This is a genomic window from Chitinibacter bivalviorum, assembly GCF_013403565.1.
GTDB lineage: Bacteria > Pseudomonadota > Gammaproteobacteria > Burkholderiales > Chitinibacteraceae > Chitinibacter > Chitinibacter bivalviorum.
Map to the genome: position 1 here is coordinate 3,023,795 of NZ_CP058627.1, position 25,524 is coordinate 3,049,318.

Genomic DNA, 25,524 nt, shown 5'->3' on the forward strand with positions numbered 1-25,524 from the left:
CATCGCAATCAATCGCAATATATTGTTCATCTGGCGTGCTAAGTACGATTGCCATTGTGCAATCATGAGCTTGAGCCGCCATCAGGCGTTGGAAGAAATATGGTAAGCAAAAAATTCAAAGGCTTGGGGCGTGGCCTCGACGCGCTGATGGGTGATCCAGCCGCCAGCGATGCGCTGAAAACACTGCCCGTAGATGTGCTGCAGCCGGGCAAATACCAACCGCGTACCTTGATGAATGAAGAGGCGCTCGAAGAATTAGCGAACTCAATTCGGGCGCAAGGCTTGATGCAGCCCATCTTGGTGCGCGAAATCGGCCTTGAACAATATGAAATTATTGCGGGTGAGCGTCGTTGGCGCGCCGCGCAGCTCGCTGGTTTGACTGAAATCCCCGCTTTGGTGCGCGAAATTGCCGATGAGGCCGCGCTGGCGATGGCGCTCATTGAAAATATTCAGCGCGAAAACCTCAACCCGCTCGAAGAAGCGATCGGGATTCAGCGCTTGGTCGATGAATTTGGTTTGACGCAAGAAGCGGCCGCGCATGCTTTAGGCAAATCACGCTCGGCTATCGCCAATTTGTTGCGCTTACTTAATTTGGAAGCGGCGGTGCGCGATATGTTGATGGCTGGGCAGCTTGATATGGGGCACGCCCGGGCTTTGCTGCCTTTGAATGAAGTTCAGCAGCTTGAAGCCGCGCGTCATGTTGTCTTGAAGGGTTTGTCGGTGCGTGAGGTTGAGGCGCTGGTGAAAAAGATGCAGGCCGAGCCAAAAGAAAAGCCGCATGTCGAGCAAGATCCAGAATTAGTTGTGCGCCAAGAGAACCTTTCTGCTCGATTGGGCACCAAGGTACAGATTCAAGCCGGCAAGAAAGGGCAGGGCAAGATCACGATTGAATATTTAAATGCTGAGCAATTGGAAGCGCTGCTAGCGCATTTTAAGTAACTTAATCCTTCCGCACCAAAATGTTGCCAAAAGGGTGCTCCTTAAATTACAGCGCTGAAAAGAAATGGGCTTTTTCTACGCCAGTAGCATGTGGCATGAAAATAAATGCTGTTAAGTCAATGTGTAAAATTGACGTAGGGCAAATCAACTCCGTATAATCGCGGGGTTTCGCTTATGGTGGAATGATGGTTAGGACTGCACAGATTCGGGGCGTGATTCGCTTGAAAGTGGCGATCACTATAGTGCTCGCGGTAGTGCTCCTACTGATTTTGGGTCAATCAGCAGCAATTGCAAGTGGTGTGGGTGGTTTGATCGCAATTTTCGGTAGCGTGTTGTATGCCGTGATCGCATACGGCTCGATAGGGGGCGTGAAATTTGCCCCGGCAGCCGAAATTATGCGCCGCCATTTTGCAGCAGAAATGGCCAAGCTTTGTATGACGTTGCTGGCATTTGCAGCGTTATTTGTTTTGTATCGGCAGGCAGATTGGTTGTGGGTGTTTGTAGGATACCTCGCAGCCGCTAGTGCCTACTGGTTTGGGCTTTTAATTCAATTTGACGGTAAAAAGTAGATCATGGCACAAGATGCAACTAGTTATATCCAGCACCATTTGACCTTTGCCAAAACCGACGCATTCGGTGGTTTCCATTTGGATACCTTCTGGATTGCCTTGGCCTTGGGCTTGCTGTTCGTTGGTGTGTTTGCCTATGTCGCTCGTAAAGCAACATCAGGCGTTCCAGGCCGTCTGCAAAACTTTGTCGAATTGATCGTTGAAATGGTTGATAGCCAGATCAAAGACGCATTTCACGCTAAATCAAAAGTAATCGGCCCACTCAGCTTGACGATCTTCTGCTGGGTATTCCTGATGAACTCAATGGACTTCTTGCCGGTTGATTTATTGCCAACGATTGCACAATGGATCGGTGTGACCTTCTTTGGTGCAGATCCGCATCACGTTTACCTGCGTGTGGTGCCGACTGCTGACGTAAACCAAACATTTGCCATGTCGCTGACTGTGATGTTGCTGATTATCGGCTTCTCGATTTCTGCAAAAGGCTTGTTTGGTTGGATTAAAGAGTTGTTCACTGCGCCTTTCCATGCAGATGGCGTGTTGATGACGATTCTGTTAGCGCCAGTTAACTTTGCTTTCCAATTGATCGAATTAGCCGCTAAGCCAATCTCTCTGGCGCTTCGTCTGTTCGGTAACATGTACGCCGGTGAGTTGATCTTCATCTTGATCGCCTTGCTGCCATGGTGGATTAACTGGGTGCTGGGCGCACCATGGGCGATCTTCCACATTCTGGTTGTTACGTTGCAAGCCTTCGTATTCATGATGTTGACCATCGTTTACCTGAGCTTGGCTGTCGAAGACCACTAAGATTTCTGTCCGGTGGCGTGTGTCGGTTGGGTGCACGACGTCGGACAAAGTTTTACCCAACCTAGTAACTTTTTGCTTTAAACCTTAGGAGTATCAAAAATGGCAACACCTGAAGTAATTGCTTCCGTACAAGGTATGACCGTAATCGCTGCTGCGATCATTATTGGTCTGGCTGCAATCGGTACCGCTCTCGGTTTCGCGATTCTCGGCGGTAAATTCCTCGAGTCTTCTGCTCGTCAACCAGAAATGATCCCAGTTTTGCAAACTAAACTGTTCATTATTGCTGGTCTGTTGGACGCGATCTCTATGATCGGCGTTGGTGTTGCTATGCTTTACACCTTCAACAACCCATTCCTTGCTGCCCTGACTGCTGCTGCTCACTAATCATTTGATCAGCCTTTAAGGAGGACATTCAGCGTGGAATTTAATGCATCTCTCTTAGGTCAGATGATCACTTTTGCGATCCTGATCTTATTCACGATGAAGTTTGTTTGGCCTCCGCTGACCAAGATGATGGATGAGCGCGCCAAGCGTATCGCTGATGGCTTGGCTGCAGCTGATCGTGCGAAGCAAGATCTTGATAATGCTGAGAAAAAATCAGCAGAAAAACTGCGTGAAGCGAAGCAACAGGCAGCCGAGATCATTGCACAAGCCGAAAAGCGTGCTGCACAACTCGTCGATGAAGCCAAGGGCAATGCCAAAGTTGAGGGCGAACGCCTGATCGCTGGCGCTCAAGGTGAAATCGAGCAGCAAATTCAACATGCAAAAGAAACACTCCGTCAGCAAGTTGCTACTTTGGCAATTGCTGGTGCAGAGAAGATTCTGCAGCGCGAAGTCGACGCTGCTAAGCATGCTGATATGCTGACATCTATCAAAGCGGAACTGTAAGACAGTCATGGCAGAACTTATAACCGTCGCTAGACCCTACGCCGAAGCGGTATTCCGCTTAGCCAAAGAAAGCAATACGCTTGCTCTTTGGTCGGATACCCTTGCCAATCTTGCGTTGATCGCAGGTAACAAGGATGCCCTTGACGTAGTGGCTAATCCAAAGTGTTCTGCTACTCAGGTTCAGGAGCTGTTGGTTGGGCTTCTGGGTACTGACGCGAGCGCCGAGGTTAAAAACTTCCTGGCAACAGTGATCGAAAATCGTCGCTTTACGACCCTACCGGCTGTAGCGACGTTATTCGAAGAGCTGAAAGCGGCAGATGAAGGTGTAGCGCAAGCGCACATCGAATCTGCTTTTGCTGTGACTGATGCCCAACTGGCCGAACTGACGGCTACGCTCAATCAGCAACTCAAGCGCAAGATCACAGCCGATGTGAGTGTGAACCCCGATCTAATCGGCGGTATCAAAGTAACAATCGGTGATCTGGTTATTGATGCCTCTGTACGTGGCAAATTGACCGCTCTTGCAACGAGCCTGAAGAGTTAGGAGAAATCATGCAACTTAATCCGTCCGAAATCAGTGAACTGATTAAAGCTCGGATCCAGAATCTGCCGCAGGGCGCGCAGGCCAGCACGACTGGTACTGTTGTGTCGGTAACTGACGGTATCGTGCGCGTGCACGGTCTGTCTGAAGTTATGCAAGGCGAGATGCTGGAATTCCCGGGCAATACCTACGGTTTGGCGCTCAACTTAGAGCGTGATTCCGTTGGTGCCGTAATTATGGGTGACTACAAACACATCGCCGAAGGTGATGAGGTTAAATGTACTGGTCGCATCTTGGAAGTGCCTATCGGTCGTGAACTGGTTGGCCGCGTAGTAAATGCATTGGGTCAACCAATCGACGGTAAAGGCCCATTGGGCACGACACTGACTGCGCCAATTGAAAAGATCGCTCCAGGCGTAATCGCTCGTCAATCTGTATCACAGCCACTGCAAACCGGTATCAAATCAATCGATACTATGGTTCCAGTAGGTCGTGGTCAGCGTGAGTTGATCATTGGTGACCGTCAAACCGGTAAAACTGCCGTTGCATTGGACGCGATCATCAACCAGAAAGGCACTGGCGTAACGTGTATCTACGTTGCGATCGGCCAGAAAGCATCTTCTATTGCGAACGTAGTTCGTAAATTGGAAGAGCACGGCGCATTGGCTCATACCATCGTCGTTGCTGCTGCCGCTTCTGAATCAGCTGCATTGCAATACATCGCTGCATACTCTGGTTGCACGATGGGTGAATTCTTCCGCGACCGCGGTGAAGACGCATTGATCGTATACGATGATTTGTCTAAGCAAGCTGTTGCTTACCGTCAAATTTCGTTGCTGCTGCGTCGTCCACCAGGCCGTGAAGCTTTCCCTGGCGACGTTTTCTATCTCCACTCTCGTCTGCTCGAACGCGCTGCGCGTATCAACGCTGATGAAGTTGAGAAATTGACGAACGGCGAAGTGAAAGGCAAAACAGGTTCTTTGACTGCACTGCCTATCATTGAAACTCAAGCAGGTGACGTATCTGCATTCGTACCAACTAACGTAATTTCGATTACTGACGGTCAGATCTTCTTGGAAACTGACTTGTTCAACGCGGGTATTCGCCCAGCGATGAACGCGGGTATTTCGGTATCACGTGTAGGTGGTGCTGCGCAGACTAAAGTCGTTAAGAAATTGGGTGGCGGTGTACGTCTGGCTCTGGCTCAGTATCGTGAATTGGCAGCTTTTGCTCAGTTTGCATCTGATTTGGATGAAGCGACACGTAAACAGCTGGAAAACGGTAAGTTGGTAACTGAGTTGATGAAACAAGCTCAGTACAGCCCATTGAAAGTGAGCGAGTTGGGTGTAACCCTCTTGCTGATTAACAAAGGTGCATTTGCTGACATCGCTGTTGACCGTGCTTTGGCATTCGAAGCTGCTTTCCTGAGCCACATTAAGGCAAATCACGCTGACGTATTGGCGCGCATCGATGAGAAAGGTGAACTTTCTGCTGATGATGAAGCGACAATCCTGAAAGCTGTGGATTCCTTTAAGGCCGGCGCTGCTTACTGATTTGAGACGTAAATAAAAGGATCAGATCATGGCAGGCGGTAAAGAGATTCGTACCAAGATCAAAAGCGTAAAAAACACGCAGAAGATCACCCGCGCCATGGAAATGGTTGCCACGTCGAAAATGCGCAAGTCTCAGGAACGCATGAAAGCGGCCCGCCCTTACGGTGAAAAAATCCGTAGTGTGGCCGCTCACCTGAGCCAAGCGCTGGTCGACTATCAGCATCCATACCTCCAAAAGCGCGAAACCGTCAAACGGGTTGGCCTGATTATGGTGACCTCAGACAAAGGCTTGTGTGGTGGTTTGAATACCAACTCGCTGCGTCTGGCTTTTACAAATGTAAAAGAATGGCACCAAAAAGGTGTTGAGACGGTTGTAACTGCAATCGGCAATAAGGGTTATGGGTTTATGAACCGCAACGGCGCGAAGGTCATTTCTTCTGTCGTTGGTCTTGGTGATACCCCACACCTGGAACAGCTGATTGGCCCGATCAAAGTAATGATCGATGCATTTATCGCCGGTGAAGTGGATGAAGTTCATATCGCTTACACTCGTTTCATCAATACGATGAAACAAGAGCCGGTGGTAGAGCAATTGCTGCCTTTGGCGAGCGAAGCATTTGAGCCGGCTAAAAAACCGGCGCGTACTCATAACTGGGAATACCTGTTTGAGCCAGATGCCAAAACTGTGATTGATGACTTGATGAACCGCTACGTTGAAGCACTGGTTTACCAGTCTGTAGCGGAAAACATGGCGTCTGAGAATGCAGCTCGTATGGTGGCGATGAAGGCCGCAACCGACAACGCTGACAAGGTGATCGGCTCCCTGCAACTGCTGTATAACAAAACGCGACAAGCCGCGATTACGAAAGAACTTTCGGAAATCGTATCTGGCGCTGCAGCAGTTTAATGGGCCCTGACGGATTAACTGGATTAGGAAAAACGATGAGCCAAGGTAAAATCGTACAAATCATTGGACCAGTTGTTGACGTGCAATTTCCACGCGACAATCTGCCCAAGGTGTATGACGCGCTCAAACTAGTTGGCGCAGATCTGACGCTGGAAGTTCAGCAACAGCTCGGCGACGGCGTAGTGCGTGCCATTGCCATGGGTACAACCGATGGTATTAAACGTGGTACTGGCGTAACGAATACTGGGGCACCAATTTCGGTGCCAGTAGGTAAAGCTACGCTAGGCCGTATTATGGATGTATTGGGCAACCCAATCGACGAAGCAGGTCCTGTGAACGCTGAGGCAACTCGCGCTATTCACCAAGCTGCGCCTAAGTTCGATGAGTTGAACCAAAGCATTGACCTCTTGGAAACTGGTATCAAGGTAATTGACTTGGTTTGCCCGTTTGCTAAGGGTGGTAAAGTTGGTCTGTTCGGTGGTGCCGGTGTAGGCAAAACCGTAAACATGATGGAATTGATCAACAACATCGCTAAAGCACACAGCGGTTTGTCTGTGTTCGCTGGTGTAGGTGAGCGTACTCGTGAGGGTAACGACTTCTACCACGAAATGAAGGACTCTAACGTTCTTGATAAAGTGGCGATGGTGTATGGTCAGATGAATGAGCCTCCAGGCAACCGTCTGCGCGTAGCGTTGACTGGTTTGTCGATCGCGGAACACTTCCGTGACGAAGGCCGTGACATCTTGTTCTTCGTAGACAACATCTACCGTTACACACTGGCCGGTACTGAAGTATCCGCTCTGTTGGGCCGTATGCCTTCAGCGGTAGGTTACCAGCCAACTCTGGCTGAAGAGATGGGTGCTCTGCAAGAGCGTATCACTTCAACCAAAACTGGTTCGATTACATCGATTCAAGCCGTATACGTACCAGCGGATGACTTGACTGACCCGTCTCCAGCTACAACCTTCGCTCACTTGGATGCGACTGTTGTATTGAGCCGTGACATCGCGTCTTTGGGTATCTACCCTGCGGTAGACCCACTGGATTCGACTTCACGTCAGCTGGATCCACAAGTGGTTGGCGATGAGCACTACACCGTCGCACGTGGTGTTCAGCAAACGCTGCAAAAGTACAAAGAATTGCAAGACATTATCGCGATTCTGGGTATGGACGAATTGTCTCCAGAAGACAAATTGGCTGTATCACGTGCTCGTAAGATCCAACGTTTCTTGTCTCAGCCGTTCCACGTGGCCGAAGTGTTCACGGGTTCACCAGGTAAGTACGTTCCGCTCAAAGAAACCCTCAAGGGCTTCAAGGGCATCTTGAATGGCGATTACGATCACCTTCCTGAGCAGGCCTTCTATATGGTTGGCGGCATCGAAGAAGCGATCGAAAAAGCCAAGTCGATGCAATAAGGGGTTAAGCTATGGCCATGACCATGCATGTGGACGTAGTTAGCGCAGAAGAGCTGATCTACTCTGGCACCGCCGAGTTCATCTCGGCTCCTGCCGACAAGGGTGAGATCGGTATCTTGCCGCGGCACGCGCCGCTGCTGACCCGCATTCGCCCGGGCGCGATCCGTATTAAGGTCGCAAACTCGAACGAAGACGATGTCATCCTGTTTGTATCAGGCGGCATGATCGAAGTTCAGCCGGATGGGGTAACGGTATTGGCCGACACTGCGATTCGTGGTGCTGACATTGATGAAGCCAAAGCGCAAGAAGCTAAGCGCAAGGCCGAAGAAGCATTGAAAAATCATGCTTCGTCAATGGACTTTGCCATGGCGCAGGCCGAATTGGTCGAAGCAGTTGCAAAACTTGCTGTCATCGACAAGATCAAACGGCGCGGCCACTAATCATCGCTTTGCGATGGTTTGCACTAAACAAAAAACCAGCCTTCGGGCTGGTTTTTTTATTGCCAAAATTTGTTGAGATTATTCAATTGCAAGTGCCAAGTTTGGTTAGTGGTAGGTATTGCCATGAATATATTTTAAATATTAGCTTTGATGGTAATACCCGCCTGTGTATATTCGGCTCTAACTGAGTTTTCGCACAAAGTGCAGATGACCCATTTCACGGACATAGCCCATTTGCTGATAGAGGCGATGTGCATGGACATTCTCGGGTGAGGTTTCCATTGTCAGGATAGCAACCCCTGTCGCTTTAGCTTCAAGTTCAACGTGGGCCAGCAGTGCTTCACCAATTTTCTGGCCACGGCTGTCGGGCGAGACAAATAAATCATTCAGTACCCAGCTGCGACATAAGACCATCGAGGAAAAGCTCATAAATACCTGAGCAAATCCAATGGCTTGATTCTCGGCATTGCGAGCGATATACAGTCGCGAATCGCCCAATACAAGACGCTCAGCCAAGAACGCGCGCGCTTCTTCGGGGCTTTGTGGACACTGCGCATATTGCAATGAATGATCGATATAAAACTGGCGATAGGCCACAAATAGCGGTGCTAGATCATCTAAATCCAGAATGCTGGCATTGCTAATTGCAAAAGTAGTGGTAGGTTGGGTCGCAGTGGCAAGCACAATGTTCTCGTTATTGTTGGGTGAATGTACTTGATGTTACAAAAAAACCGAGCGCAGGGCTCGGTTTTAGTTTTGCGTGTTGTAAATTGCGATTAACCCTTAGATACCATCTTGCGGATTATTGGTTTGCAAGCGGCGTTCTAGCTCGGCGATGCGCGCTTCGAGCTGGGTTACAGTTTCACGCGTCCGTGCCAATACTTCTTGCTGGATTTCAAACTCTTCACGTGTCACCAAGTCGAGCTTAGTAAATGCGCTGCCCATCATTGCGCGCATATTTTTTTCCATGTCTTTGGCTGGGCTCGATGCGATCGCTTCTGAGATTTTGCCTGCGATTTCATCAAAAAACTTTTCTTTCAGCATGATGTGCTCCAGAGCGTCAATAACTTAAAACTGAGTTTAGCAGATTCAAAGCATTACAAGACTTCGTTTTAAGCACCAAATGAGTGCGTCACTGCCATGACAGCAGGAATTTCTGTTCCAGTATAGTGCCATGGGACTATATCTACATCGTAACATCATGATTTTGCTTGAAAATCAGAGTTGGCACGCTTTCTGCTACAAGGAAGTTGTCTAATTCCGTTTTCCTATTTAAGGAGCAAACCATGAAATTCGTAACTGCGATCATTAAGCCTTTCAAGCTTGATGAAGTCCGTGAGGCTTTATCTGAGATTGGTGTGCAAGGTTTGACTGTGACTGAGGTAAAAGGTTTCGGTCGTCAGAAAGGGCATACCGAGTTATACCGTGGCGCTGAATACGTGGTTGATTTTTTGCCCAAAGTAAAAGTCGAAATCGCAATTACGGATGACATTTTGGAGCAAGCCATCGAAGCCATCGAAAAAGCCGCACACACCGGCAAGATTGGCGATGGTAAGATTTTTGTATTCGATTTGGCCCATGTGGTGCGCATTCGTACCAGCGAAACTGGCGACGCAGCCATCTAAATCTGAGCTATCTGGAGAGAGCGAAATGAAAAAATTCCTAGGATCTATCGCGCTATTGGGCGCGATGCTGTTCGCAGCACCGACGTATGCCGAAGAAGCATCCGCGGTGGCTTCTGCCTCAGCTGCTGAAGTGGTTGCGAGTGAAGTGAAAGCCAGTGTGGTTGCGGCAGAAACGAGTTCAGCCGTGGCTGTGGCAAGCGCTGTTACTGCGTCTGCACCTGCTGCACCAGTGGTAACGATTAATAAAGGCGACAATACGTGGTTGTTTGTGTCGACGGCGCTGGTGATTTTGATGTCGATTCCTGGCTTGGCGCTGTTCTACGGCGGTCTGGTTCGCAGCAAAAATATGCTGTCGGTACTGATGCAAGTCTTTACGCTGTTTAGCCTGATCTCGATTCTGTGGGTGGTATATGGCTACAGCGTGGCATTTACTGAAGGCAATGCGTTCTTTGGCTCGCTATCGAAAGTATTGCTCAAAGGCGTGACGCCAGACTCAATTGCGGCCACCTTTAATAAAGGCATTGGCATTTCCGAATTGATCTACATCGCCTTCCAAGGCGCCTTTGCAGCAATCACTTGCGGTCTGATCGTTGGCTCGTTTGCTGAGCGCATCAAATTCTCTGCGGTACTGGTGTTCTGCGTTATCTGGTTTACCTTCAGCTACTTGCCGATTGCACACATGGTTTGGTACTGGGCCGGTCCTGATGCCTACATCAATGCTGCAGCAGCTGAAGTAGCAACTAAAACTGCAGGTTTCCTGTTCCAAGACGGTGCGCTTGATTTCGCTGGTGGTACTGTTGTGCACATCAATGCTGCGGTTGCGGGTTTGGTGGGTTCGTACTTTGTCGGCAAACGGATTGGCTACGGTCGTGATCCAATGACACCACATAGCCTGACGATGACGATGATTGGTGCTTCCTTGCTGTGGTTTGGTTGGTTTGGTTTCAATGCCGGCTCTGCGCTCGAAGCCAACGGTACTGCGGCACTGGCCTTTGTAAATACTTGGATCGCTCCTGCTGCGGCAGCAATGAGCTGGTTGGTGGCTGAGTGGATTATGAAAGGCAAGCCTTCACTGCTGGGCGCGGCATCTGGTGCGGTAGCGGGTCTGGTTATCATTACCCCTGCGGCTGGTTTTGTTGGTGTGGGCGGTGGTTTGGTGATGGGCTTGATTGCTGGTGTGGCTGGCTTGTGGGGCGTGCATGGCTTGAAACGTCTGCTCGGCGCAGATGACTCGCTCGATGTATTCGGTGTGCACGGCGTGTGCGGTATCTTGGGTGCGATCTTGACTGGCGTGTTTGCTAGCCCAGATTTGGGTGGTACTGGCGTTTGGGATTATGTGGCGAACGGCGTAGGCTCGGGTTATAGCATTCTGGCGCAAGTCAAAATCCAAGCTATTGGTGTGATTGTGACGATTGTTTGGTCAGGTGTGGTTGCTGCCATTGCCTACAAACTGGTTGATCTGACCATCGGTCTGCGCGTGAAAGAAGACGAAGAGCGCGAAGGCTTGGATGTGACCAGCCACGGCGAGAAAGCTTACAACATGTAATAGCAGTTTGTTCCTGTGTGCTTGTAAAAGTGCATTTGATAAGCCCGCCCATCGGATGATGTGGCGGGCTTTTTTTTCGGCAAGCTCTGTGTAATTTGCTAGATTGAAGTTCAGCGCCTTTATTGGAAGTTAGTCGATGAAACAGATTCAGATTAAGCAATGGTTATTGATTTTGGCCGCCACGGTCGTCGTCGGCTTGATCGCGCTGGCTATGAGTAGCTGGGTTAATCAACGTCGCATCTCAGAACATGTCACGCAAGCGGGCAATTTGGCATTTCAAAGTAATTTATTAGGGCAATTGCGCACTCAAGTGGTTCAAGTGACCTTAAATGCCATGGACAATATCGTTGATAAAGATGAAGGCCATGTTCAACCCGAGCGACTTGCCGAGGCTCAGGCGTTGGTAAAAGGAATTGAGGCCGCGATAGCCCGTTTGGATGATGCCGCAGCGAAAGAGAAAATGACTGCCCTGTTTGCTAATTTGAAGCAATCGGCATTAATCGACTTGCCCAAATTAATTGAAAGTCGAGCCAATGAAGCAGCATTTGCTGCCAGTGATGATCGAATCGATGCTGATGGCACAGCACTTTCTAAGTATATTGAAGAGCAAGATGCCAAAGTGCAGGCTGCCTTCGCAGAGGCGCAAGAGCGTGAGCAAACAACGCTCGATAATGCGACGAACAGCATGATGATATTGTTTGCTTTGGTGGGCTTAGCGGTTTGCGCTGCATTGTGGTGGATTACCCGTAAGATTTATCAACCGCTCGAGATGGAGCCCGCCATGCTGTGCCAGTTGGTAGGCAAAATTGGCGCCGGTGATTTGAGCCAAACGATTCGCTATCAGAATCAAGAATCTGTGCTGGCTGGCGTGAGCCAGATGCAGGGCGAATTGCAGCATGTGGTCAAGGCCATCCGGCAAGTCTCCAGCCAATTAGGTCAATCGGCCGCGGGGCAAGGTGAGCGGGTGCAAGGCCTGCTGGCGCGCGTGGAAAGCATGAATCTATCGGTATCGGGTATTCAACATAGCATTGCGCAAACCAATGACGGTTTGCAACATATGACCGCCAGCACACAAGTGGCCACCGATTTAGCGCGTGGTGCTGGTGCCTATGCGGCAGAAGGAATTAATAGTATTAAAACGGCGGCTCACAGTATTGAAACTTTGGCGGGGGGCATTAACTCTGCGGCATCTGAAGTGCAGGAGTTAGGCGATCAGGCTGCGTCGATTTCAGGCTTGGTCATTAGCATTCGCGAAATCGCCGATCAAACCAATTTATTGGCACTGAATGCGGCGATCGAAGCGGCGCGCGCCGGAGAGCAAGGACGCGGCTTCGCGGTGGTCGCCGATGAAGTGCGCAAATTGGCTGAACGGACGACTCAGGCGACGCAGGATATTGTGGCGGCGATTGCCAGCATTCGCGAAAAAACGGGGCGCGTGGTCGCCGGGATGAATCAAAATGTGAGCTTGGCCGATCAAGGTCTGAGCGAAACGCAAGCGGCAGAAGCCACGATGGGGCAAATTTTGAGCAGCAGCCAGAATGTGGTCAGCGCGGTCGATGATTTGCTGCAAGTGATGGCGGTGCAAAGCGAGCAGAGCCAAGCGGTGATTCGCCATGTCGATGCCATCGAGCGGGGCGCGCAAGATAATCTGGCTACCTTCAGTGCGGCAGCATCGCAGTCTCAAGCGCTCAGCCAGCAAGCGCGTGATCTGGAGCAAGCGGTGAGTCGCTTCAGGGTTTGATGGGTATTTAGCTCAAGATATTTATTTGAAAAGATCACAGCAATATACCCGCCTTAGTATATTGCTGTGATCTTTTTGATTTGAGCGAATGTGAACGGCGTTTAGAAACTCAGCCGCGTGCGCAGCGGCGCCGGGATATGAGCAAACAAGAGTTCGAAATCGGTCGCATCCATCAGGTTTTTCAGCGTCAAGCCCAATTCCGTATCGCCCTCAATGGTTAATCGGCGTTGGAAAAACAGCGTATCGGGGTCTTCTTGACGGCGCGCAATCACCCAATAATCAGCCAAACACGCACGGAAAGTCACATCAGGCGCTTTCTGGCTGGCCATAAATTTGCCCGCCGTAAAGGTGTACGACAAGCCGCAGCCTATGTCGACGGCCTCAAGGCGAACAGTCTTGCCTTCCAACCAAGCAAAGTCTTCCTCGGGCCAGAGCTGCCCTCTGACTAAATTAAGCGCGGTCACCACAGCGAAGGCGGGGGGCGCTTCGGGCAGGATTTGTAGGATGCGGACGATAGGTTTAGGGATTTTCATACGCACTCCGTTGCCATAGATTGAGCGACGATTCCCGCTTGGCCATGCCGGTAACCATTGACGAGACCTTCGGGGTTAATGATTTGCCAGTCGGCATTATTTTGCTGGGTATTGATCTGAAGTTTATATGCAGCAATGATTTCAGACGTATACCTTGCTTGCGGGCTAATCCGTAAATAATCGACTCCGCGCATGGTATTCACATCATTGATCAATGCATGGCAGGCGGCCGATTGGGTTTGAATGCCGTTGATGCGCAAGAAATCTTGGCCTTCGCGTGTTTTGAGCACCATGCCGTCGGCGTGCTCAATGCATTTGAATTCACAGGCATCTTTGTTCAAATCGAAATGCCGTGCAGTAAAACAGCGCGCCGAAAACGCCAAAGGCAAACGGCCGTGCGCAAACACCTCGGTGGCAATCGCGGCGGTTTTCTCGGCGTTGATGGCCTCGACGGTGGCGCGGCTGGCTTCGAGCGGCGGTACCCAGCGGATCGCGCCCGCATTGGCATGCCAATCCAGCGCTGCGCCGTTGTAGATATTCAAATGTGGGCCCGCGATATAAGCGATGCCCGCTTCGCGCGCGACGCGGATTGCGCCCAGATCATTCGCCTCAATCACGCCGCCTTCTTGCGCCAAGCGGCGCAGGCTGGATAAATCCGAGCCCGATTCAAGCACCGCTTGCGAGCTATAGATGATTTGTTTGCCAGCTTGAGCCAGCTCTGCACCCAGCGCGAGCCAATCGGCGGTGCGTAATTCATGGCGGCGCGAGCAGACGACTTCGCCCAGATAAATCGTTGCCACCGGCCAGTCGGCCGCTTGCGCATAAAAATCGAGCACTTGCTGTTTGGGCCAGTAGTACAGTAGTGGGCCTAGAGTGAGTTGCATCGTTACCTCCATGGGCGACTGTAGGCGCCGAGGGTTTGTTGATGGCCTTCGGATACTTTGGTCAGCGCTTGTTGCCACGCGGGTTTGACCGAATAACGCGCATCGCCAGCGGCATCTATCGCCGCGCGCAGTGTTTTGGTCACTTCTGCCGTGTACGCCGGGCTGCGCTGGCGGCCTTCGACTTTGATCGCTTTCACGCCAATGCGGATCAGCTCGGGCAGCACCGACAGCGCATTCAGGCTGGTTGGTTCTTCCAGCGCGTAATAAGTGGTGTCATTAACGTCAAACCGACCTTTACACAGTGTGGGATAACCCGCAGGCTCATCTGCCTCAAAATGATCGATCAATATCCCATTGAGGCGTGTATCCATGGTATTGCCCTTGGGTAGCCATTGCACATGGCTTGCGGGTGAACACACCCCATGGGTATTGGGCGATTCGCCCGTCGCATAGCTCGATAAAATGCAGCGCCCTTCGGCCATCACACACAAGCTACCAAAGCCAAATACTTCGATCTCGACGGACGTGTTCTTGATGACGTACTCCACTTGCGGCAGTGTCAAAACGCGCGGCAATACGGCGCGGCGGATGCCGAAATAATCTTGCGCCAGATTCACCGCTTCAAAATTGGTTGCCGAGCCTTGCACCGATAAATGACGATTAAGCTGCGGATGCACGCGCATCGCGTAATCGAGCAGGCCCAAATCAGCCAAAATCACCGCATTCGCGCCCGCATCGGCGGCGGCATCAATCGCCGCGTGCCATTCTTTGACACGACCCGCTTGGGCGTAGGTGTTGATCGCCACCAGCACTTCACGGCCGCGAGATTGGGCGTATTCGATGCCCGTTTTGATTTGCGTATCGGTGAAATTAAGCCCGGCGAAGTTGCGGGCATTGGTGGCGTTTTTGAATCCCAGATAAACCGCGTCAGCCCCTTGGTCAACCGCAGCTTTCAGTGCAGGCAGGCTACCGGCGGGGCAAATGAGTTCGGGCAAATGAGCAGACATAGCAGCTCCCAGTTTGCAGACGAGTTTGCAGATGGGGCAGCTTAGGACGACTGGCGAGCGAAGGTTTTAATGCAGGTCAAGTTTTGGCTGACTGTTTTAGGGGCATTGGAGGTAGACGAAAAGGGTCAAATTGCAGCTTGGATGAGGGAAATTTCGCCAAATTTCGCGAATTAGGTAAATTAATTAGGGAATTAGTGTAAATCTGGCTTGGCGTTCGCGCTGTCTTGCTAGAAAATACGGGTACGCATTTTTTATGGCTACAGGCACGCCAGTGACTATCCGTCTCTGGCTGGACACCTCGAAGGAAATACACAATGAATATCGCAATGATCGGTTTGGGCAAAATGGGCGGCAATATGGCGCGCCGTCTCTCGCGCGGCGGAGCCAATGTATTTGGTTTTGACGTCAGCGCAGAGACTCGTGAAGGTTTGGCTAAAGAAGAAGCCAACTTTCGCGCTTTTGCATCTGTGCCTGAGCTGATCGCTGCGCTGCCAACGCCACGCGTGGTGTGGTTGATGTTGCCATCGGGCGATATCTCTGAAGCCGCTTTCACTGAGTTGAAAACATTGCTGGCTCCCGGCGACTTGATCATCGACGGCGCGAACGCGATGTACAAAGACAGCCAACGCCACGGCGCTGAATTGGCTGCGTTGAACATCAAATTTGTTGATGCGGGTGTTTCAGGCGGTGTTTGGGGTCTGCAGAACGGTTACTGCTTGATGTTCGGTGGCGACAAAGACGCCGCTGAAATCGCTACGCCATTCATGAAAATCTTGGCACCAGACGCAACACGCGGCTGGACGCACACTGGCCCAGCTGGCTCTGGCCACTACACCAAGATGCTGCACAACGGTATCGAATACGGCATGATGCAAGCGTTTGCTGAAGGCTTTGCAATGCTGAAAGCGAAAAAAGAATTCGATCTGGATGTGGCTGAAATCGCTGAAACTTGGCGCCATAGCTCAGTCGTGCGCTCATGGTTGCTCGACTTGGTGGCTGAATCTTTCTCGCATGACGTTGAATTGGCCGATCTGAACGCCTATGTACCTGATTCAGGTGAAGGCCGCTGGTCAGTGCTGGAATCGGTTGAGCTGGGCGTTCCCGCGCCCGTGATGGCAACGAGCTTGTACGCGCGTTTTGCTTCACGCGGCAATGACGATTACGCGATGAAAATGCTGTCGCTGATGCGCAATGCGTTTGGCGGTCACGCCATGTCTAAGAAATAAGCGGTCACGCCATGTCAAAAAAGTAAGTGGTCACGCGATGTCTAAAAAATAAGCGCTGAATAAAAGTGCTTAAAGCCCAAAACGCCGTCCCCGACGGCGTTTTTTTACGCTCATCTTCTCGCCATTTCGCGGCAATACCGCGATAATTGCGACTCTTTGATTTTCTTGTGGAAACCGCTGCGATGATCCATCAGCACATGCTCAAATCTTATGTCTACACTGGCCTCACCGCAGGCCCGAAACTGGTCGTGCTCGGTGCGGTACACGGTAATGAGATTTGTGGCCCGCTCGCGATTGAGCGTGTCATGCGTGAGCTCGATTCGGGTGAAATAGTGTTGCAACGCGGCCAGATTACGTTTATTCCGGTGACCAATCCCTTGGCGCACGCGAAAAACGAGCGCAATGGCGATCGCAATCTAAATCGCAATCTGCGCCCCAATGCCTTGCCACATGATTTTGAAGACCGTATCGCCAATATGCTGTGCCCCGTTTTGGAGCAGCAAGACGTCTTGCTCGATCTGCATTCGACGACCAATCCTCCGGGCGAGCCATTCATTATGCTCGGCCCAGAAAATAACGAAGGCGATTTGTCGCCGTTCTCGCGCGCCGCGGAAGAAGAAGCCTTGGCCGTACGTTTGGGGCCTAAGCGCATCGTTGAAGGCTGGTTGGAAACGTATGCAGAAGGCGTTAAAAACCGCTTGGCCCACAGCAGCGCCAGCGAGCGCGCGCAAATGCTGAGCACCGACCCGAGCTACGGTGTCGGCACCACTGAATACACCCGCGCGCATGGCGGCATCGCCCTGACGCTGGAATGCGGCCAACATCTGGACGAAGACGCGCCCGAAGTGGCTTATCAAGCGATTCGCAATACGATCGCGCAAATGCATCTAGCGGATTTGCCTGCGCCGCAAGTGCAAACTGAATTTGAATTATTAAAACTCACGCAAGTGATCGACCGTCACGATCTGGGCGACACCTTTGTGAAAACTTGGGCCAGCTTTGATCCATTGCAGCTCGGTGATGTGATTGGCCATCGCGTTGATGGTAGCGCGGTGACTGCGCCAGCAGATGGCTACATCCTGTTCCCGAATCCGGCGGCCAACCCGGGCAATGAGTGGTTTTATTTTGCCCAAGCTAGCGATCGCTTAGTCGATGGGATGGCGGCAAAGAAATAATTTACAGGGGTATTGCTCTGAAATCATTTTATTAATTTGATTTTGGGGTAATACCCTTATTTATTTTCGACGATCACTTCGCTGTTTGTCTCGTCGAGCATCATTTTGCCGAGCGTGTGCCAGATTTCTTCGGCATGCCATTGTGTGATCCACGCCGGAATTTGCTCGGCCGGCATGGGCTGGGCGATGCCATCACCTTGGCACAGGTGGCAGCCAATTTGCACCAGTAATGCGCCATGTTTCAGCGTCTCAACGCCTTCGGCAAGGACGGGGTGTTTTAAAACTGCGGCCATCAAAATCACCCCTTCAACAATGCCAAGATCGCTGGCGTTGGTCAGGATATCCCGAATAAACGACTGATCGATTTTGAGCATATCAATCGGCAGGCGGCGCAAATAGGCCAGCGATGAATAGCCGGTGCCAAAATCATCCAGCGCAAACCGCACCCCGAGTTGGTGGCAGCGCGCCATCGCTTCAGAGGCCATCGCAAAGTCATTGATGGCGGTGGTTTCGAGGATTTCCAATTCCAAATGAGCCGGGTTGATTTTGGGGTAGCTGCTCAAAAGGCGGTTGAGCTGGTCGTAAAAGTCGGGCTGGAATAAATGCGCAGCACCAATATTGAGGCTGACTTTGACGTGCAAGCCTGCGGTTTGCCATGCACTCATTTGCTTGAGCACGGTTTCAATGACCCATTCTCCCACCGGTACTTCCAGCGGCGAGCCATTGATATCCGCGAGGAAGAGGCTGGGCGTGAGCAGGCCAAGTTGCGGGTGTTCCCAGCGTAGCAGTGCTTCAAGGCCGATGATTTCCCCCGAGAGCAAATCCACCTTGGGCTGGTAATGCAGCACAAATTCCTGATCGCTGAGCGCCGAACGCAAGCGCTCGATATTTTGATTGCGTTGCACGAGCAGTAAATCTTCTGCCGGGCTGTAAAAATGAATGCGGTTTTTCCCCGCTTTTTTGGCCGCATACATGGCCTGATCGGCGTGTCGGATCAGCAGATCGGGCTCGTGCGGGTCGCTCGGGAACAATGTCGCGCCAATGCTGGCCGATAGATTGAGCTGGTGCTTATTGAGCTGCATGGGCGTACAGACTGCGGCCAAAATTCGGCTCAATATCATTTGGCATTCGTCTTGCTGCGGCAGGTCAGTGAGTAAAATCACAAACTCATCGCCGCCCAATCGCGCCAAGGTGTCATCTGGGCGCAGTATCGCCAACAGTCGGCGCGTGATTTCGATTAACACTTCATCGCCCATGGCGTGGCCATGCTGATCGTTGATTTGTTTGAAACCATCGAGGTCCAGATAGCAAACGGCCATGGCCAAGCGGCTACGCTGAGCATGCGCAATGGCCTGATTAAGCCGATCGGCCAGCAAACGACGATTGGGGGTGCCGGTGAGCGGGTCGTAATGCGCAATGCGGTCAAGCTCGGCTTCGTGGCGTTTGAGCACGCTAATATCGGTGAAAACGCCGACATAATTGATTAGCTTGCCCACTTCATCATGTATGGCGGTGACCGATAGCGTGATTTGATAAGCTTCGCCGCTCTTATGCTGATTGAGCAGCTCGCCGCGCCAGCAACCTTGTGCATGCAGCGCCGCCTTCATTTCCGTATAAATCCTCGCGTTTTCTTTGACGCAGGCCAGCATCTTGGGGTTGCGCCCGATGGCCTCGTGCGGGCTATAGCCGGTGATGCGACTGAAGGCGGGATTGACCTCCAGCATGAGTTTGTTGGCATCGGTAATGATGATGCCTTCGTAGGTGTTATTGAAGACGCTGGCGGCTAGTTTGAGCCGAGTTTGTTCGAGCTTGAGCTCTTCATTTTGCATTTCCAGCTCGATCTGATGCACTTGCAGTTCATGCACCAAACGCTGACTGAGCGTGTCGCCCAGATCGGGCACGTCGCGCATAGACTGCTCGCTGAGCTTGCGTTCAGCCAGCTCGCGCAAGCGTTTGGTCTCATTGGAAATGAAAAATTGGGCCATATTAAGCGTCCAGCGTTTGCCGCCTTAAAGCTGCTTCAAGTTGCTTCACTTCGGCAATATCAATAAAAGTGATCACGACGCCGTCGATCACATTTTCCAGCGTTCGGTAGGGCATGATGCGGACGCGATACCAATGTCCATCTTTGGTTTTGACTTGTTTTTCCTGAAACACCAGACTGCGTAGCACTTCGATGGCGTTGTTCAGTAGCTCTGGGCAGTTTTCCAGCTCGCTCACAATATCCGACAGCGGGCGACCCACATCACGCGGAATCAGCTTGAATAATTGCGTTGCATGCGTGGTAAAGCGCCGTAGCTTCATTTGGCTATCGAGGAAAATCGTCGCAATTTCGGTGCTATTGAGCAAATTGGTCATGTCATTGCGCACCCAGCGCAGCTCATCGACGGTGGCTTGCAGCTCGGTATTGACCGTTTGCATCTCTTCATTGAGCGATTGCAGCTCTTCTTTCGAAGTGGTCAGCTCTTCGTTGGTCGATTGCAGCTCTTCATTGGTCGATTGCAAGACTTCGTAGGCCACACTGTATTCTTCCAGCGCGCTTTGCATTTCGGCGTGCGTTTGATGCAAGGCGGCGCGGGTTTGCGCCAGCTCCAAGGTCAGCAATTGCTCGCCACTGGTCGCCGTACCATCCAGCGGCGCGAGATTTTGTGGGGTGGGTACGTCGTAAAACACAATTAGCACGCGGCCGCGCAAGCGTTCGGGTTGCTCGATCGCGCGCACGGTGACATTGACGGTGTTGATTTGCTCGCCCGAGTTGATCTGCAAGCCATTGAGCATAATCGGCTGGCTTTGTTGGAGCGCATTGCGAATGACGCCAGTCAATGCTTCGCGCAATCCTTCCCGCGCCATGGCATGTATATTGATATTCACCTTGCCAGCTGCGGGCTCCAGATATTTACCCGTGCGACCACTGATATACAGGATGTCGCCGGTGCTATTGACCAGCACGGCGGGAGGCGCATAATTTTGCTGTATCAGCTGATCGGTCAGTTGCTCCAAGCTCTCGCCGCGTTCGAGTAAACTGGGCGTTGGGTGCTCCATGCCGCTGGTGCTGATTTTAGCCGGAAAGCTGAATAAAGACGGGCGCAAGGCTTGCCCAAGGCGCAGGAAAATCCGCGAGCTTTGATCGAGCGGCATAAATAAATCACTAAATCCGCCAATACTCTCGGAGCTACCCAGCACCAACAGCCCGCCGTCATTGAGCGCGTAATGAAACAGCGGCAGTAATTTATGCTGTAGTTGCGAGTCAAAATAAATCAGCAGATTGCGACAGGAAATCAGATCGAGCTTGGTAAAGGGCGGGTCGGAAATAATGTTTTGCGGCGCAAAAATCACCATCTCGCGGATTTCTTTGCTGATCCGATAGCCGCCCTCTTCGGCAGTAAAAAACCGCGCCAGCCGTTCTTCCGACATTTGCTCGGCAATTGGGGCAGCAAAAAAGCCTTTGCGGGCGCGATCGATCGCGTCGGTATCCAGATCGGTGGCGTAGATCTGGAGCGTAAACAGGCCTTCGGGCTTGAGCTTTTCAACGACTTCTTTGAAACACATCGCCAGCGAATACGCTTCTTCGCCCGTCGAGCAGGCCGGCACCCAGGCACGGAATGCCTTGCCCGCAGGGTGGCGCGCCAGCAAAGTGGGCAGGCCAATGGATTGTAAAAATGCCCAAACAAGGGGGTCGCGAAAGAAATGAGTCACGCCGATTAATAATTCCTTAAACAGTAGATCGAGCTCTTGCGGATTGTTGCTCAGATACAGCAGGTATTCGGCCATACTAGTGAGCTGATGCAAGGCCAGACGGCGCTCGATACGCCGGTTGAGTGTGTTGGCTTTGTAGTGCGCAAAGTCGTGCCCAGTGCGATTGCGCAATAGATTGACGATATGCTCCAGCTCATCTTGGCTGGCATTGACGTTGAGTAAATGCGGACCAACATTGGCCGCCAGCTGTTTACGGTGCGCCATAATGTAGGACGGCAGCGCCTCGGCCAAGTCAATATAATCAACAATCCCGGCTTCAATCGCACTGCGCGGCATACTATCGGCATGCGCACTGGCGGGCAGTTGCGCCAGCGTTAAACCGCCTTTTTCGTGAATGGCGCTCATGCCTTGCACCCCATCCGAACCCATGCCCGACAAAATCACGCCGATGGCATTCGCGCCCATGGCCGTGGCCAGCGAGCGGAAAAAGAAATCAATCGGCAAGCGCAAACCGCGCGTTGCAAACGGCGCTAATAAATCCAGTGCACCGAGGCTGAGCGATAAATCCTTACCCGGCGGGATCACATAAATGCGGTTGGCCTGCAGCACATCATGCTGGTTGACTTCCGACACAGGGAGCGAGCAACTGCGTTGCAAAATTTCTGGTAAATGACTGACGTGATCGGGGTCGAGATGCTGCACTACGACAAAGGCGAGGCCGCATTGCGGATCGACTTGCGAGAAAAAAGCCTCAAGCGCATCGAGCCCACCTGCCGAGCAGCCAATGCCGACTATGGCGAAGGGGCTAGTGGGTGAAGGCGCGGTAGTTGCACTTGCTGGCGCAGATATCAGACTAGCCGGCTGAAGAGGGCTGGCCTGATCAGACGGAGCGGCCTGCCCTGAGTATTCGGGCATTCCAGACTCCTTGATGTGAGTGACGGGTTTTATTACAGCGAAAGCCGAGTATAGACGAGGGATTTCGATTTGGGCGAAGGAAAGTGGGATTTCGCTGCTATGCAGCAATGAACGCTTAAATATGGCTAGTGTCTAGCGTGACTGTGGAAAGCTACAAATGAGCAGTCTTATATACTCGCACCGTATGCGTGCATTCATACTTGTAATGATTAGTTTTGAGACGTATACGTCAAAGCCGCCGGTTTGATCAGGCGGCTTTTTTTGTTTGCATTTCACTTGAAAACACTAGGTGTGTCGTGTGGCTCCGATAGAGCGGAGCGAAATCGGAGGCTCTGCCGGGGCAGCGGATGGCGAACTGGGCGGCGTGGACGACGTACGATTACGCTCACAAATCGCATATACGGGGTTGAGCGTAGCGAATTTCGCCAAGGATATTGGTGGTGAGTTAAGCGGCTGTGCCGCAGTGATTGGGGGCGCGTTCCGCCGCGCAGGCAGGTTGGGGCCTTTGCTTCTCCAAAGCCCCCAACACCCCAAAGGAGCCCCCCGCCTGCGGCCCTCCGGGCTTCCCCCAGTCGGTCGCGAGCCTAGGTCGCGCTCCGCTCCCTCGGCGATGGGCGACAGGGGATTAAAACCCCAGACCAACAAGCGCAGTCATTGGGTATGTGGCTGTAAATCAATTTCTACTTATTGTCCAGGGCAACACCGTGGCATGTATATATCGCAATGGTTCGGTCGCACCCAGTCCCCTACATCGAGCTGAATGAGGAACAGGCGGGGCGGGGTTTCGGTTGCGCCTGTTTTGTTAAGCGCAGCCGCCGCCTCGACTGTCCGCAGTGAGGGAATCCCGCGTAGCGGGGCGCAGATGTGGGGTCGCCTTTGGGGTGAAGGGGCATTTGGCGAAGCAAATACCCCTTCCCGTTGGCGCGGCGGAACGCGCATTGAAAATCCCGTGCCGTAGGCACTGAAAATCATTACAATCTTTGAAATTAGTTACTGGCAGTAATCGGCCACAAGCGGAAATTGCATGATGCTTGTTTATGCCAGAATGAATGTCCGTAGTCTTTCTGGTAACGGAAATCAACAGTTCTATTAATTGGTTTGGTGCTATGAATCAAACATCTCCCCTTCGCCTAGAAACGAAACCGAGCGTTAGTTTCTTTCTCATGGCAATATCGTTAACAATGTGGCTTCTCCTATACAAAATCCACCAAGATGGCGGTTTTCAGCATGCTACTTCACCGCAATGGCTAGTTGTTTTTTTCGAAGTATTTGCGTTTCTATTTTTTCCCGTACTCCTCGTTTTTGCATCACGGAAAATTGAAATCACAGAGAACCAGATAGTCGTCACGCAATATTTCGGCCTACTTAGAAGAAATTACAATGGCGGTGGCATTTCATTCGGTAAGTTTATTCCATCCACTGGCAATCACGGGAAGCGGGTAAAAATTCAGTTCGAAGATGGCCGAAGCTTTTCTGTTTGGCAGCGCGACACAACTAACTGGGATTGCCTGCTCCAATACCTTGAAGCTAAAAATTTACTCCTGCTCTAAAAGTCATTTAGCTGGATTTGCAAAGAAAAGGCAGCATTACTTCCATTAGCGGCCATTCGAGATGCTGGTGGCTAAATGTCGGTAGGGGGTCGACTCCTGTCTCTCAACGCATCGTCACCATTAACGAGATCGGTGGGTTACGCCTGCGGCTAACCCACCCTACATCTTTTTATCCATACCGCTGCTGCGCTACCACCGCCAAACCACAGCCAACGCTGCCAAAATGATCGCCTTCGACGGCACGGGCGGCGGGGAAGGCTGCGGCGAGGGTGTTGCGCAGCGCAGGGACGGCTGATGAGCCGCCGGTGAAGAACAGCGTATCGACCGCCTCAGGCGCAACGCCGGCTTGGGCGAGGGTTGCAAGTGCCGAGGCGCAGACGCGGCGAGTTTCTTGCGCGATGGCGGCCTCGAACGTGTCGCGGCTGATATTGGCCAACAGGCCTTTTTCAGCTTCAACCAAGTCGAGTGCAACGGCGAGCTGGTTCGACAGGCCAATTTTGGCTTCCTCGACGCGCATTGCCAGATGGTGGCCCGCTTGCTGGCGGATCACATTGAGCAGGCGCTCAAAACGCACTTTATCGACCACTTCAGGCGAAATATCTTGGAAAGTGCGCCACATTTTGCGCGTGTAGGCAAAGTTGATCGTATGCCAAGTTGCGAGCTGGAAAAACACGCTATTGGGAAACTCGGCGTTGTTCGTCAGCAAGGTGCCCATGCCCAATTCGGGCATCACGCCCGAGAGCGATAGGCGCTTGTCAAAATCAGTACCCCCGATATGTACACCGCCGCTCGCCAATAGATCTGATGATCGGTCGGCGATACCCCTGCGTTCGGGTGACAGGCGTACCAGCGAGAAATCGGATGTACCGCCGCCGATGTCGACGATGAGGACTAATTCTTCTTTTTCAATGCGCTGCTCGTAATCGTGCGCGGCGGCGATGGGCTCGAATTGAAAGCTCACTTCCTTAAAGCCCAAACCGCGTGCGATCTCGGCGAGTGTGGCTTCGGCCTGATCGTCGGCGGCTTTGTCGTCATCGACAAAATGCACGGGGCGGCCGAGTACGACGGCGTCGAAGGCGCGGCCGGCGGATTGTTCGGCGCGGGTTTTGACTTCACCGATTAAGTGGCCAATCAGATTTTTGAACGATAAATGCCGTCCGCCAATTTCGGTGCCAGCGTCCATTAGGCTGCTGCCGAGCAAGCTTTTCATCGAGCGCATCAGGCGGCCTTCGTAGCCTTCGAGGTATTCCGCCAGTGCCGCGCGGCCGTAGGCCATGGTTTCTTCTTCGACGTTGAAAAACACCGCAGAGGGCAGTGTGAGCTTGCCGTCTTCAAGCGCGAGGAGTTGTGCGCCGGTTGGCGTGACAATGCCAGCGGTGGAGTTGGAAGTACCGAAGTCGATGCCGCAAGCGGAGGCAGAAAATTTATTCATTCAATTCAATCTATAACGAGTAGGGCGCTGAACCGAGGTGGCGGGCTGAAAAAACTGCCGTCAAATCAAAGCCCCACGATGTTCAACACCAGCAGGAAGGGCGTGGAAGGCTACGCTGCTTGGCGTGCCGCGTCA

The 25,524-nt window shown here is 52.0% G+C and carries 24 protein-coding genes; 16 read left to right on the forward strand and 8 right to left on the reverse strand.

Annotated features, from left to right (window positions below; genetic code table 11):
- Positions 1–99: 99 nt before the first annotated feature.
- From HQ393_RS14360 to HQ393_RS14405, 10 genes are all read left to right on the forward strand, one after another.
- Complete coding sequence (locus HQ393_RS14360) at positions 100–939, forward strand: ParB/RepB/Spo0J family partition protein (protein WP_179355867.1); 840 nt, start codon at positions 100–102, stop codon at positions 937–939.
- A gap of 182 nt (positions 940–1,121) precedes the next feature.
- A complete protein-coding gene (locus tag HQ393_RS14365; RefSeq protein ID WP_179355869.1) occupies positions 1,122–1,508 on the forward strand; it encodes an ATP synthase subunit I in 387 nt (128 codons plus the stop codon).
- A 3-nt stretch (positions 1,509–1,511) separates the two neighbouring features.
- Complete coding sequence (atpB, locus tag HQ393_RS14370) at positions 1,512–2,315, forward strand: F0F1 ATP synthase subunit A (RefSeq protein ID WP_179355871.1); 804 nt, start codon at positions 1,512–1,514, stop codon at positions 2,313–2,315.
- A 99-nt stretch (positions 2,316–2,414) separates the two neighbouring features.
- Entirely contained in the window at positions 2,415–2,699 is a 285-nt protein-coding gene (gene atpE / locus HQ393_RS14375; protein ID WP_179355872.1) for a F0F1 ATP synthase subunit C, read from the forward strand.
- A 33-nt stretch (positions 2,700–2,732) separates the two neighbouring features.
- On the forward strand, positions 2,733–3,203 hold the full coding sequence (locus tag HQ393_RS14380; protein ID WP_179355874.1) for a F0F1 ATP synthase subunit B: 471 nt from the start codon (positions 2,733–2,735) through the stop codon (positions 3,201–3,203).
- A 7-nt stretch (positions 3,204–3,210) separates the two neighbouring features.
- Entirely contained in the window at positions 3,211–3,747 is a 537-nt protein-coding gene (locus tag HQ393_RS14385) for a F0F1 ATP synthase subunit delta (RefSeq protein WP_179355876.1), read from the forward strand.
- Positions 3,748–3,755: 8 nt separating this feature from the next.
- Positions 3,756–5,297: a F0F1 ATP synthase subunit alpha gene (gene atpA / locus HQ393_RS14390; RefSeq protein WP_179355878.1), complete on the forward strand. Its 1,542-nt coding sequence runs from the start codon at positions 3,756–3,758 to the stop codon at positions 5,295–5,297.
- A 28-nt stretch (positions 5,298–5,325) separates the two neighbouring features.
- Positions 5,326–6,204 carry a F0F1 ATP synthase subunit gamma gene (gene atpG, locus HQ393_RS14395; RefSeq protein ID WP_179355879.1) on the forward strand — a complete coding sequence of 293 codons (879 nt, stop codon included), beginning with the start codon at positions 5,326–5,328 and terminating at the stop codon, positions 6,202–6,204.
- Positions 6,205–6,239: 35 nt separating this feature from the next.
- Positions 6,240–7,619, forward strand: a complete 1,380-nt coding sequence (atpD, locus tag HQ393_RS14400; RefSeq protein WP_179355881.1) for a F0F1 ATP synthase subunit beta — start codon at positions 6,240–6,242, stop codon at positions 7,617–7,619.
- An 11-nt stretch (positions 7,620–7,630) separates the two neighbouring features.
- Positions 7,631–8,059, forward strand: coding sequence for a F0F1 ATP synthase subunit epsilon (locus HQ393_RS14405; protein WP_179355883.1), 429 nt, complete (start codon positions 7,631–7,633; stop codon positions 8,057–8,059).
- A gap of 180 nt (positions 8,060–8,239) precedes the next feature.
- Here the strand turns inward: HQ393_RS14405 and HQ393_RS14410 are convergent, their stop codons facing one another.
- A complete protein-coding gene (locus HQ393_RS14410) occupies positions 8,240–8,743 on the reverse strand; it encodes a GNAT family N-acetyltransferase (RefSeq protein WP_179355885.1) in 504 nt (167 codons plus the stop codon).
- Between the two features lie 99 nt (positions 8,744–8,842).
- A complete protein-coding gene (locus HQ393_RS14415) occupies positions 8,843–9,103 on the reverse strand; it encodes an accessory factor UbiK family protein (protein ID WP_179355887.1) in 261 nt (86 codons plus the stop codon).
- Between the two features lie 242 nt (positions 9,104–9,345).
- On the opposite strand from HQ393_RS14415, the gene glnK reads away from it, so the two are divergent.
- The 3 genes from glnK to HQ393_RS14430 all read left to right on the forward strand — a co-directional run bounded on the left by glnK (position 9,346) and on the right by HQ393_RS14430 (position 12,971).
- Entirely contained in the window at positions 9,346–9,684 is a 339-nt protein-coding gene (glnK, locus tag HQ393_RS14420; RefSeq protein WP_179355889.1) for a P-II family nitrogen regulator, read from the forward strand.
- Between the two features lie 25 nt (positions 9,685–9,709).
- Complete coding sequence (gene amt, locus HQ393_RS14425; protein WP_218871194.1) at positions 9,710–11,230, forward strand: ammonium transporter; 1,521 nt, start codon at positions 9,710–9,712, stop codon at positions 11,228–11,230.
- Between the two features lie 136 nt (positions 11,231–11,366).
- Positions 11,367–12,971: a methyl-accepting chemotaxis protein gene (locus tag HQ393_RS14430; protein WP_179355890.1), complete on the forward strand. Its 1,605-nt coding sequence runs from the start codon at positions 11,367–11,369 to the stop codon at positions 12,969–12,971.
- A gap of 101 nt (positions 12,972–13,072) precedes the next feature.
- On the opposite strand, the gene ubiT is transcribed toward HQ393_RS14430, so the two are convergent.
- The 3 genes from ubiT to ubiU are packed head-to-tail and all read right to left on the reverse strand — an operon-like array spanning position 13,073 to position 15,395.
- The gene (gene ubiT, locus HQ393_RS14435; protein WP_179355897.1) at positions 13,073–13,504 is read right to left on the reverse strand and encodes a ubiquinone anaerobic biosynthesis accessory factor UbiT; all 432 of its coding nucleotides are present in this window, start codon (positions 13,502–13,504) and stop codon (positions 13,073–13,075) included.
- Positions 13,501–14,388 carry a U32 family peptidase gene (locus HQ393_RS14440; protein ID WP_179355899.1) on the reverse strand — a complete coding sequence of 296 codons (888 nt, stop codon included), beginning with the start codon at positions 14,386–14,388 and terminating at the stop codon, positions 13,501–13,503. Before HQ393_RS14440 ends, ubiT begins: the two co-directional genes overlap by 4 nt.
- Before the next feature lie 2 nt (positions 14,389–14,390).
- Complete coding sequence (ubiU, locus tag HQ393_RS14445) at positions 14,391–15,395, reverse strand: ubiquinone anaerobic biosynthesis protein UbiU (RefSeq protein WP_179355901.1); 1,005 nt, start codon at positions 15,393–15,395, stop codon at positions 14,391–14,393.
- A 314-nt stretch (positions 15,396–15,709) separates the two neighbouring features.
- On the opposite strand from ubiU, the gene gnd reads away from it, so the two are divergent.
- The gene (gnd, locus tag HQ393_RS14450; protein WP_179355903.1) at positions 15,710–16,621 is read left to right on the forward strand and encodes a phosphogluconate dehydrogenase (NAD(+)-dependent, decarboxylating); all 912 of its coding nucleotides are present in this window, start codon (positions 15,710–15,712) and stop codon (positions 16,619–16,621) included.
- Positions 16,622–16,803: 182 nt separating this feature from the next.
- Complete coding sequence (locus tag HQ393_RS14455) at positions 16,804–17,796, forward strand: M14 family metallopeptidase (protein ID WP_179355905.1); 993 nt, start codon at positions 16,804–16,806, stop codon at positions 17,794–17,796.
- 56 nt (positions 17,797–17,852) lie between these two features.
- Here the strand turns inward: HQ393_RS14455 and HQ393_RS14460 are convergent, their stop codons facing one another.
- Together HQ393_RS14460 and HQ393_RS14465 are read right to left on the reverse strand one after the other, a co-directional pair.
- The gene (locus HQ393_RS14460) at positions 17,853–19,781 is read right to left on the reverse strand and encodes a putative bifunctional diguanylate cyclase/phosphodiesterase (protein WP_179355907.1); all 1,929 of its coding nucleotides are present in this window, start codon (positions 19,779–19,781) and stop codon (positions 17,853–17,855) included.
- A 1-nt stretch (position 19,782) separates the two neighbouring features.
- Positions 19,783–22,407: a chemotaxis protein CheB gene (locus HQ393_RS14465; RefSeq protein ID WP_179355909.1), complete on the reverse strand. Its 2,625-nt coding sequence runs from the start codon at positions 22,405–22,407 to the stop codon at positions 19,783–19,785.
- Positions 22,408–23,513: 1,106 nt separating this feature from the next.
- Here HQ393_RS14465 and HQ393_RS14470 point away from each other — a divergent pair.
- Positions 23,514–23,957: a hypothetical protein gene (locus HQ393_RS14470; RefSeq protein ID WP_179355911.1), complete on the forward strand. Its 444-nt coding sequence runs from the start codon at positions 23,514–23,516 to the stop codon at positions 23,955–23,957.
- A 169-nt stretch (positions 23,958–24,126) separates the two neighbouring features.
- Here HQ393_RS14470 and HQ393_RS14475 read toward each other — a convergent pair whose 3' ends face one another.
- On the reverse strand, positions 24,127–25,389 hold the full coding sequence (locus tag HQ393_RS14475) for an Hsp70 family protein (RefSeq protein WP_179355912.1): 1,263 nt from the start codon (positions 25,387–25,389) through the stop codon (positions 24,127–24,129).
- Positions 25,390–25,524 lie beyond the last annotated feature (135 nt).

What these genes read in the sequence shown, in the direction of transcription:
- HQ393_RS14360 (WP_179355867.1), top strand. Translation starts at nt 100, where the DNA reads ATGGTAAGCAAAAAATTCAAAGGCTTGGGGCGTGGCCTCGACGCGCTG.
- HQ393_RS14365 (WP_179355869.1), top strand. Translation starts at nt 1,122, where the DNA reads ATGATGGTTAGGACTGCACAGATTCGGGGCGTGATTCGCTTGAAAGTG.
- atpB (WP_179355871.1), top strand. Translation starts at nt 1,512, where the DNA reads ATGGCACAAGATGCAACTAGTTATATCCAGCACCATTTGACCTTTGCC.
- atpE (WP_179355872.1), top strand. Translation starts at nt 2,415, where the DNA reads ATGGCAACACCTGAAGTAATTGCTTCCGTACAAGGTATGACCGTAATC.
- HQ393_RS14385 (WP_179355876.1), top strand. Translation starts at nt 3,211, where the DNA reads ATGGCAGAACTTATAACCGTCGCTAGACCCTACGCCGAAGCGGTATTC.
- atpA (WP_179355878.1), top strand. Translation starts at nt 3,756, where the DNA reads ATGCAACTTAATCCGTCCGAAATCAGTGAACTGATTAAAGCTCGGATC.
- atpG (WP_179355879.1), top strand. Translation starts at nt 5,326, where the DNA reads ATGGCAGGCGGTAAAGAGATTCGTACCAAGATCAAAAGCGTAAAAAAC.
- atpD (WP_179355881.1), top strand. Translation starts at nt 6,240, where the DNA reads ATGAGCCAAGGTAAAATCGTACAAATCATTGGACCAGTTGTTGACGTG.
- HQ393_RS14405 (WP_179355883.1), top strand. Translation starts at nt 7,631, where the DNA reads ATGGCCATGACCATGCATGTGGACGTAGTTAGCGCAGAAGAGCTGATC.
- HQ393_RS14415 (WP_179355887.1), bottom strand. Translation starts at nt 9,103, where the DNA reads ATGCTGAAAGAAAAGTTTTTTGATGAAATCGCAGGCAAAATCTCAGAA.
- glnK (WP_179355889.1), top strand. Translation starts at nt 9,346, where the DNA reads ATGAAATTCGTAACTGCGATCATTAAGCCTTTCAAGCTTGATGAAGTC.
- amt (WP_218871194.1), top strand. Translation starts at nt 9,710, where the DNA reads ATGAAAAAATTCCTAGGATCTATCGCGCTATTGGGCGCGATGCTGTTC.
- HQ393_RS14430 (WP_179355890.1), top strand. Translation starts at nt 11,367, where the DNA reads ATGAAACAGATTCAGATTAAGCAATGGTTATTGATTTTGGCCGCCACG.
- ubiT (WP_179355897.1), bottom strand. Translation starts at nt 13,504, where the DNA reads ATGAAAATCCCTAAACCTATCGTCCGCATCCTACAAATCCTGCCCGAA.
- HQ393_RS14440 (WP_179355899.1), bottom strand. Translation starts at nt 14,388, where the DNA reads ATGCAACTCACTCTAGGCCCACTACTGTACTACTGGCCCAAACAGCAA.
- ubiU (WP_179355901.1), bottom strand. Translation starts at nt 15,395, where the DNA reads ATGTCTGCTCATTTGCCCGAACTCATTTGCCCCGCCGGTAGCCTGCCT.
- gnd (WP_179355903.1), top strand. Translation starts at nt 15,710, where the DNA reads ATGAATATCGCAATGATCGGTTTGGGCAAAATGGGCGGCAATATGGCG.
- HQ393_RS14455 (WP_179355905.1), top strand. Translation starts at nt 16,804, where the DNA reads ATGATCCATCAGCACATGCTCAAATCTTATGTCTACACTGGCCTCACC.
- HQ393_RS14460 (WP_179355907.1), bottom strand. Translation starts at nt 19,781, where the DNA reads ATGGCCCAATTTTTCATTTCCAATGAGACCAAACGCTTGCGCGAGCTG.
- HQ393_RS14465 (WP_179355909.1), bottom strand. Translation starts at nt 22,407, where the DNA reads ATGCCCGAATACTCAGGGCAGGCCGCTCCGTCTGATCAGGCCAGCCCT.
- HQ393_RS14470 (WP_179355911.1), top strand. Translation starts at nt 23,514, where the DNA reads ATGAATCAAACATCTCCCCTTCGCCTAGAAACGAAACCGAGCGTTAGT.
- HQ393_RS14475 (WP_179355912.1), bottom strand. Translation starts at nt 25,389, where the DNA reads ATGAATAAATTTTCTGCCTCCGCTTGCGGCATCGACTTCGGTACTTCC.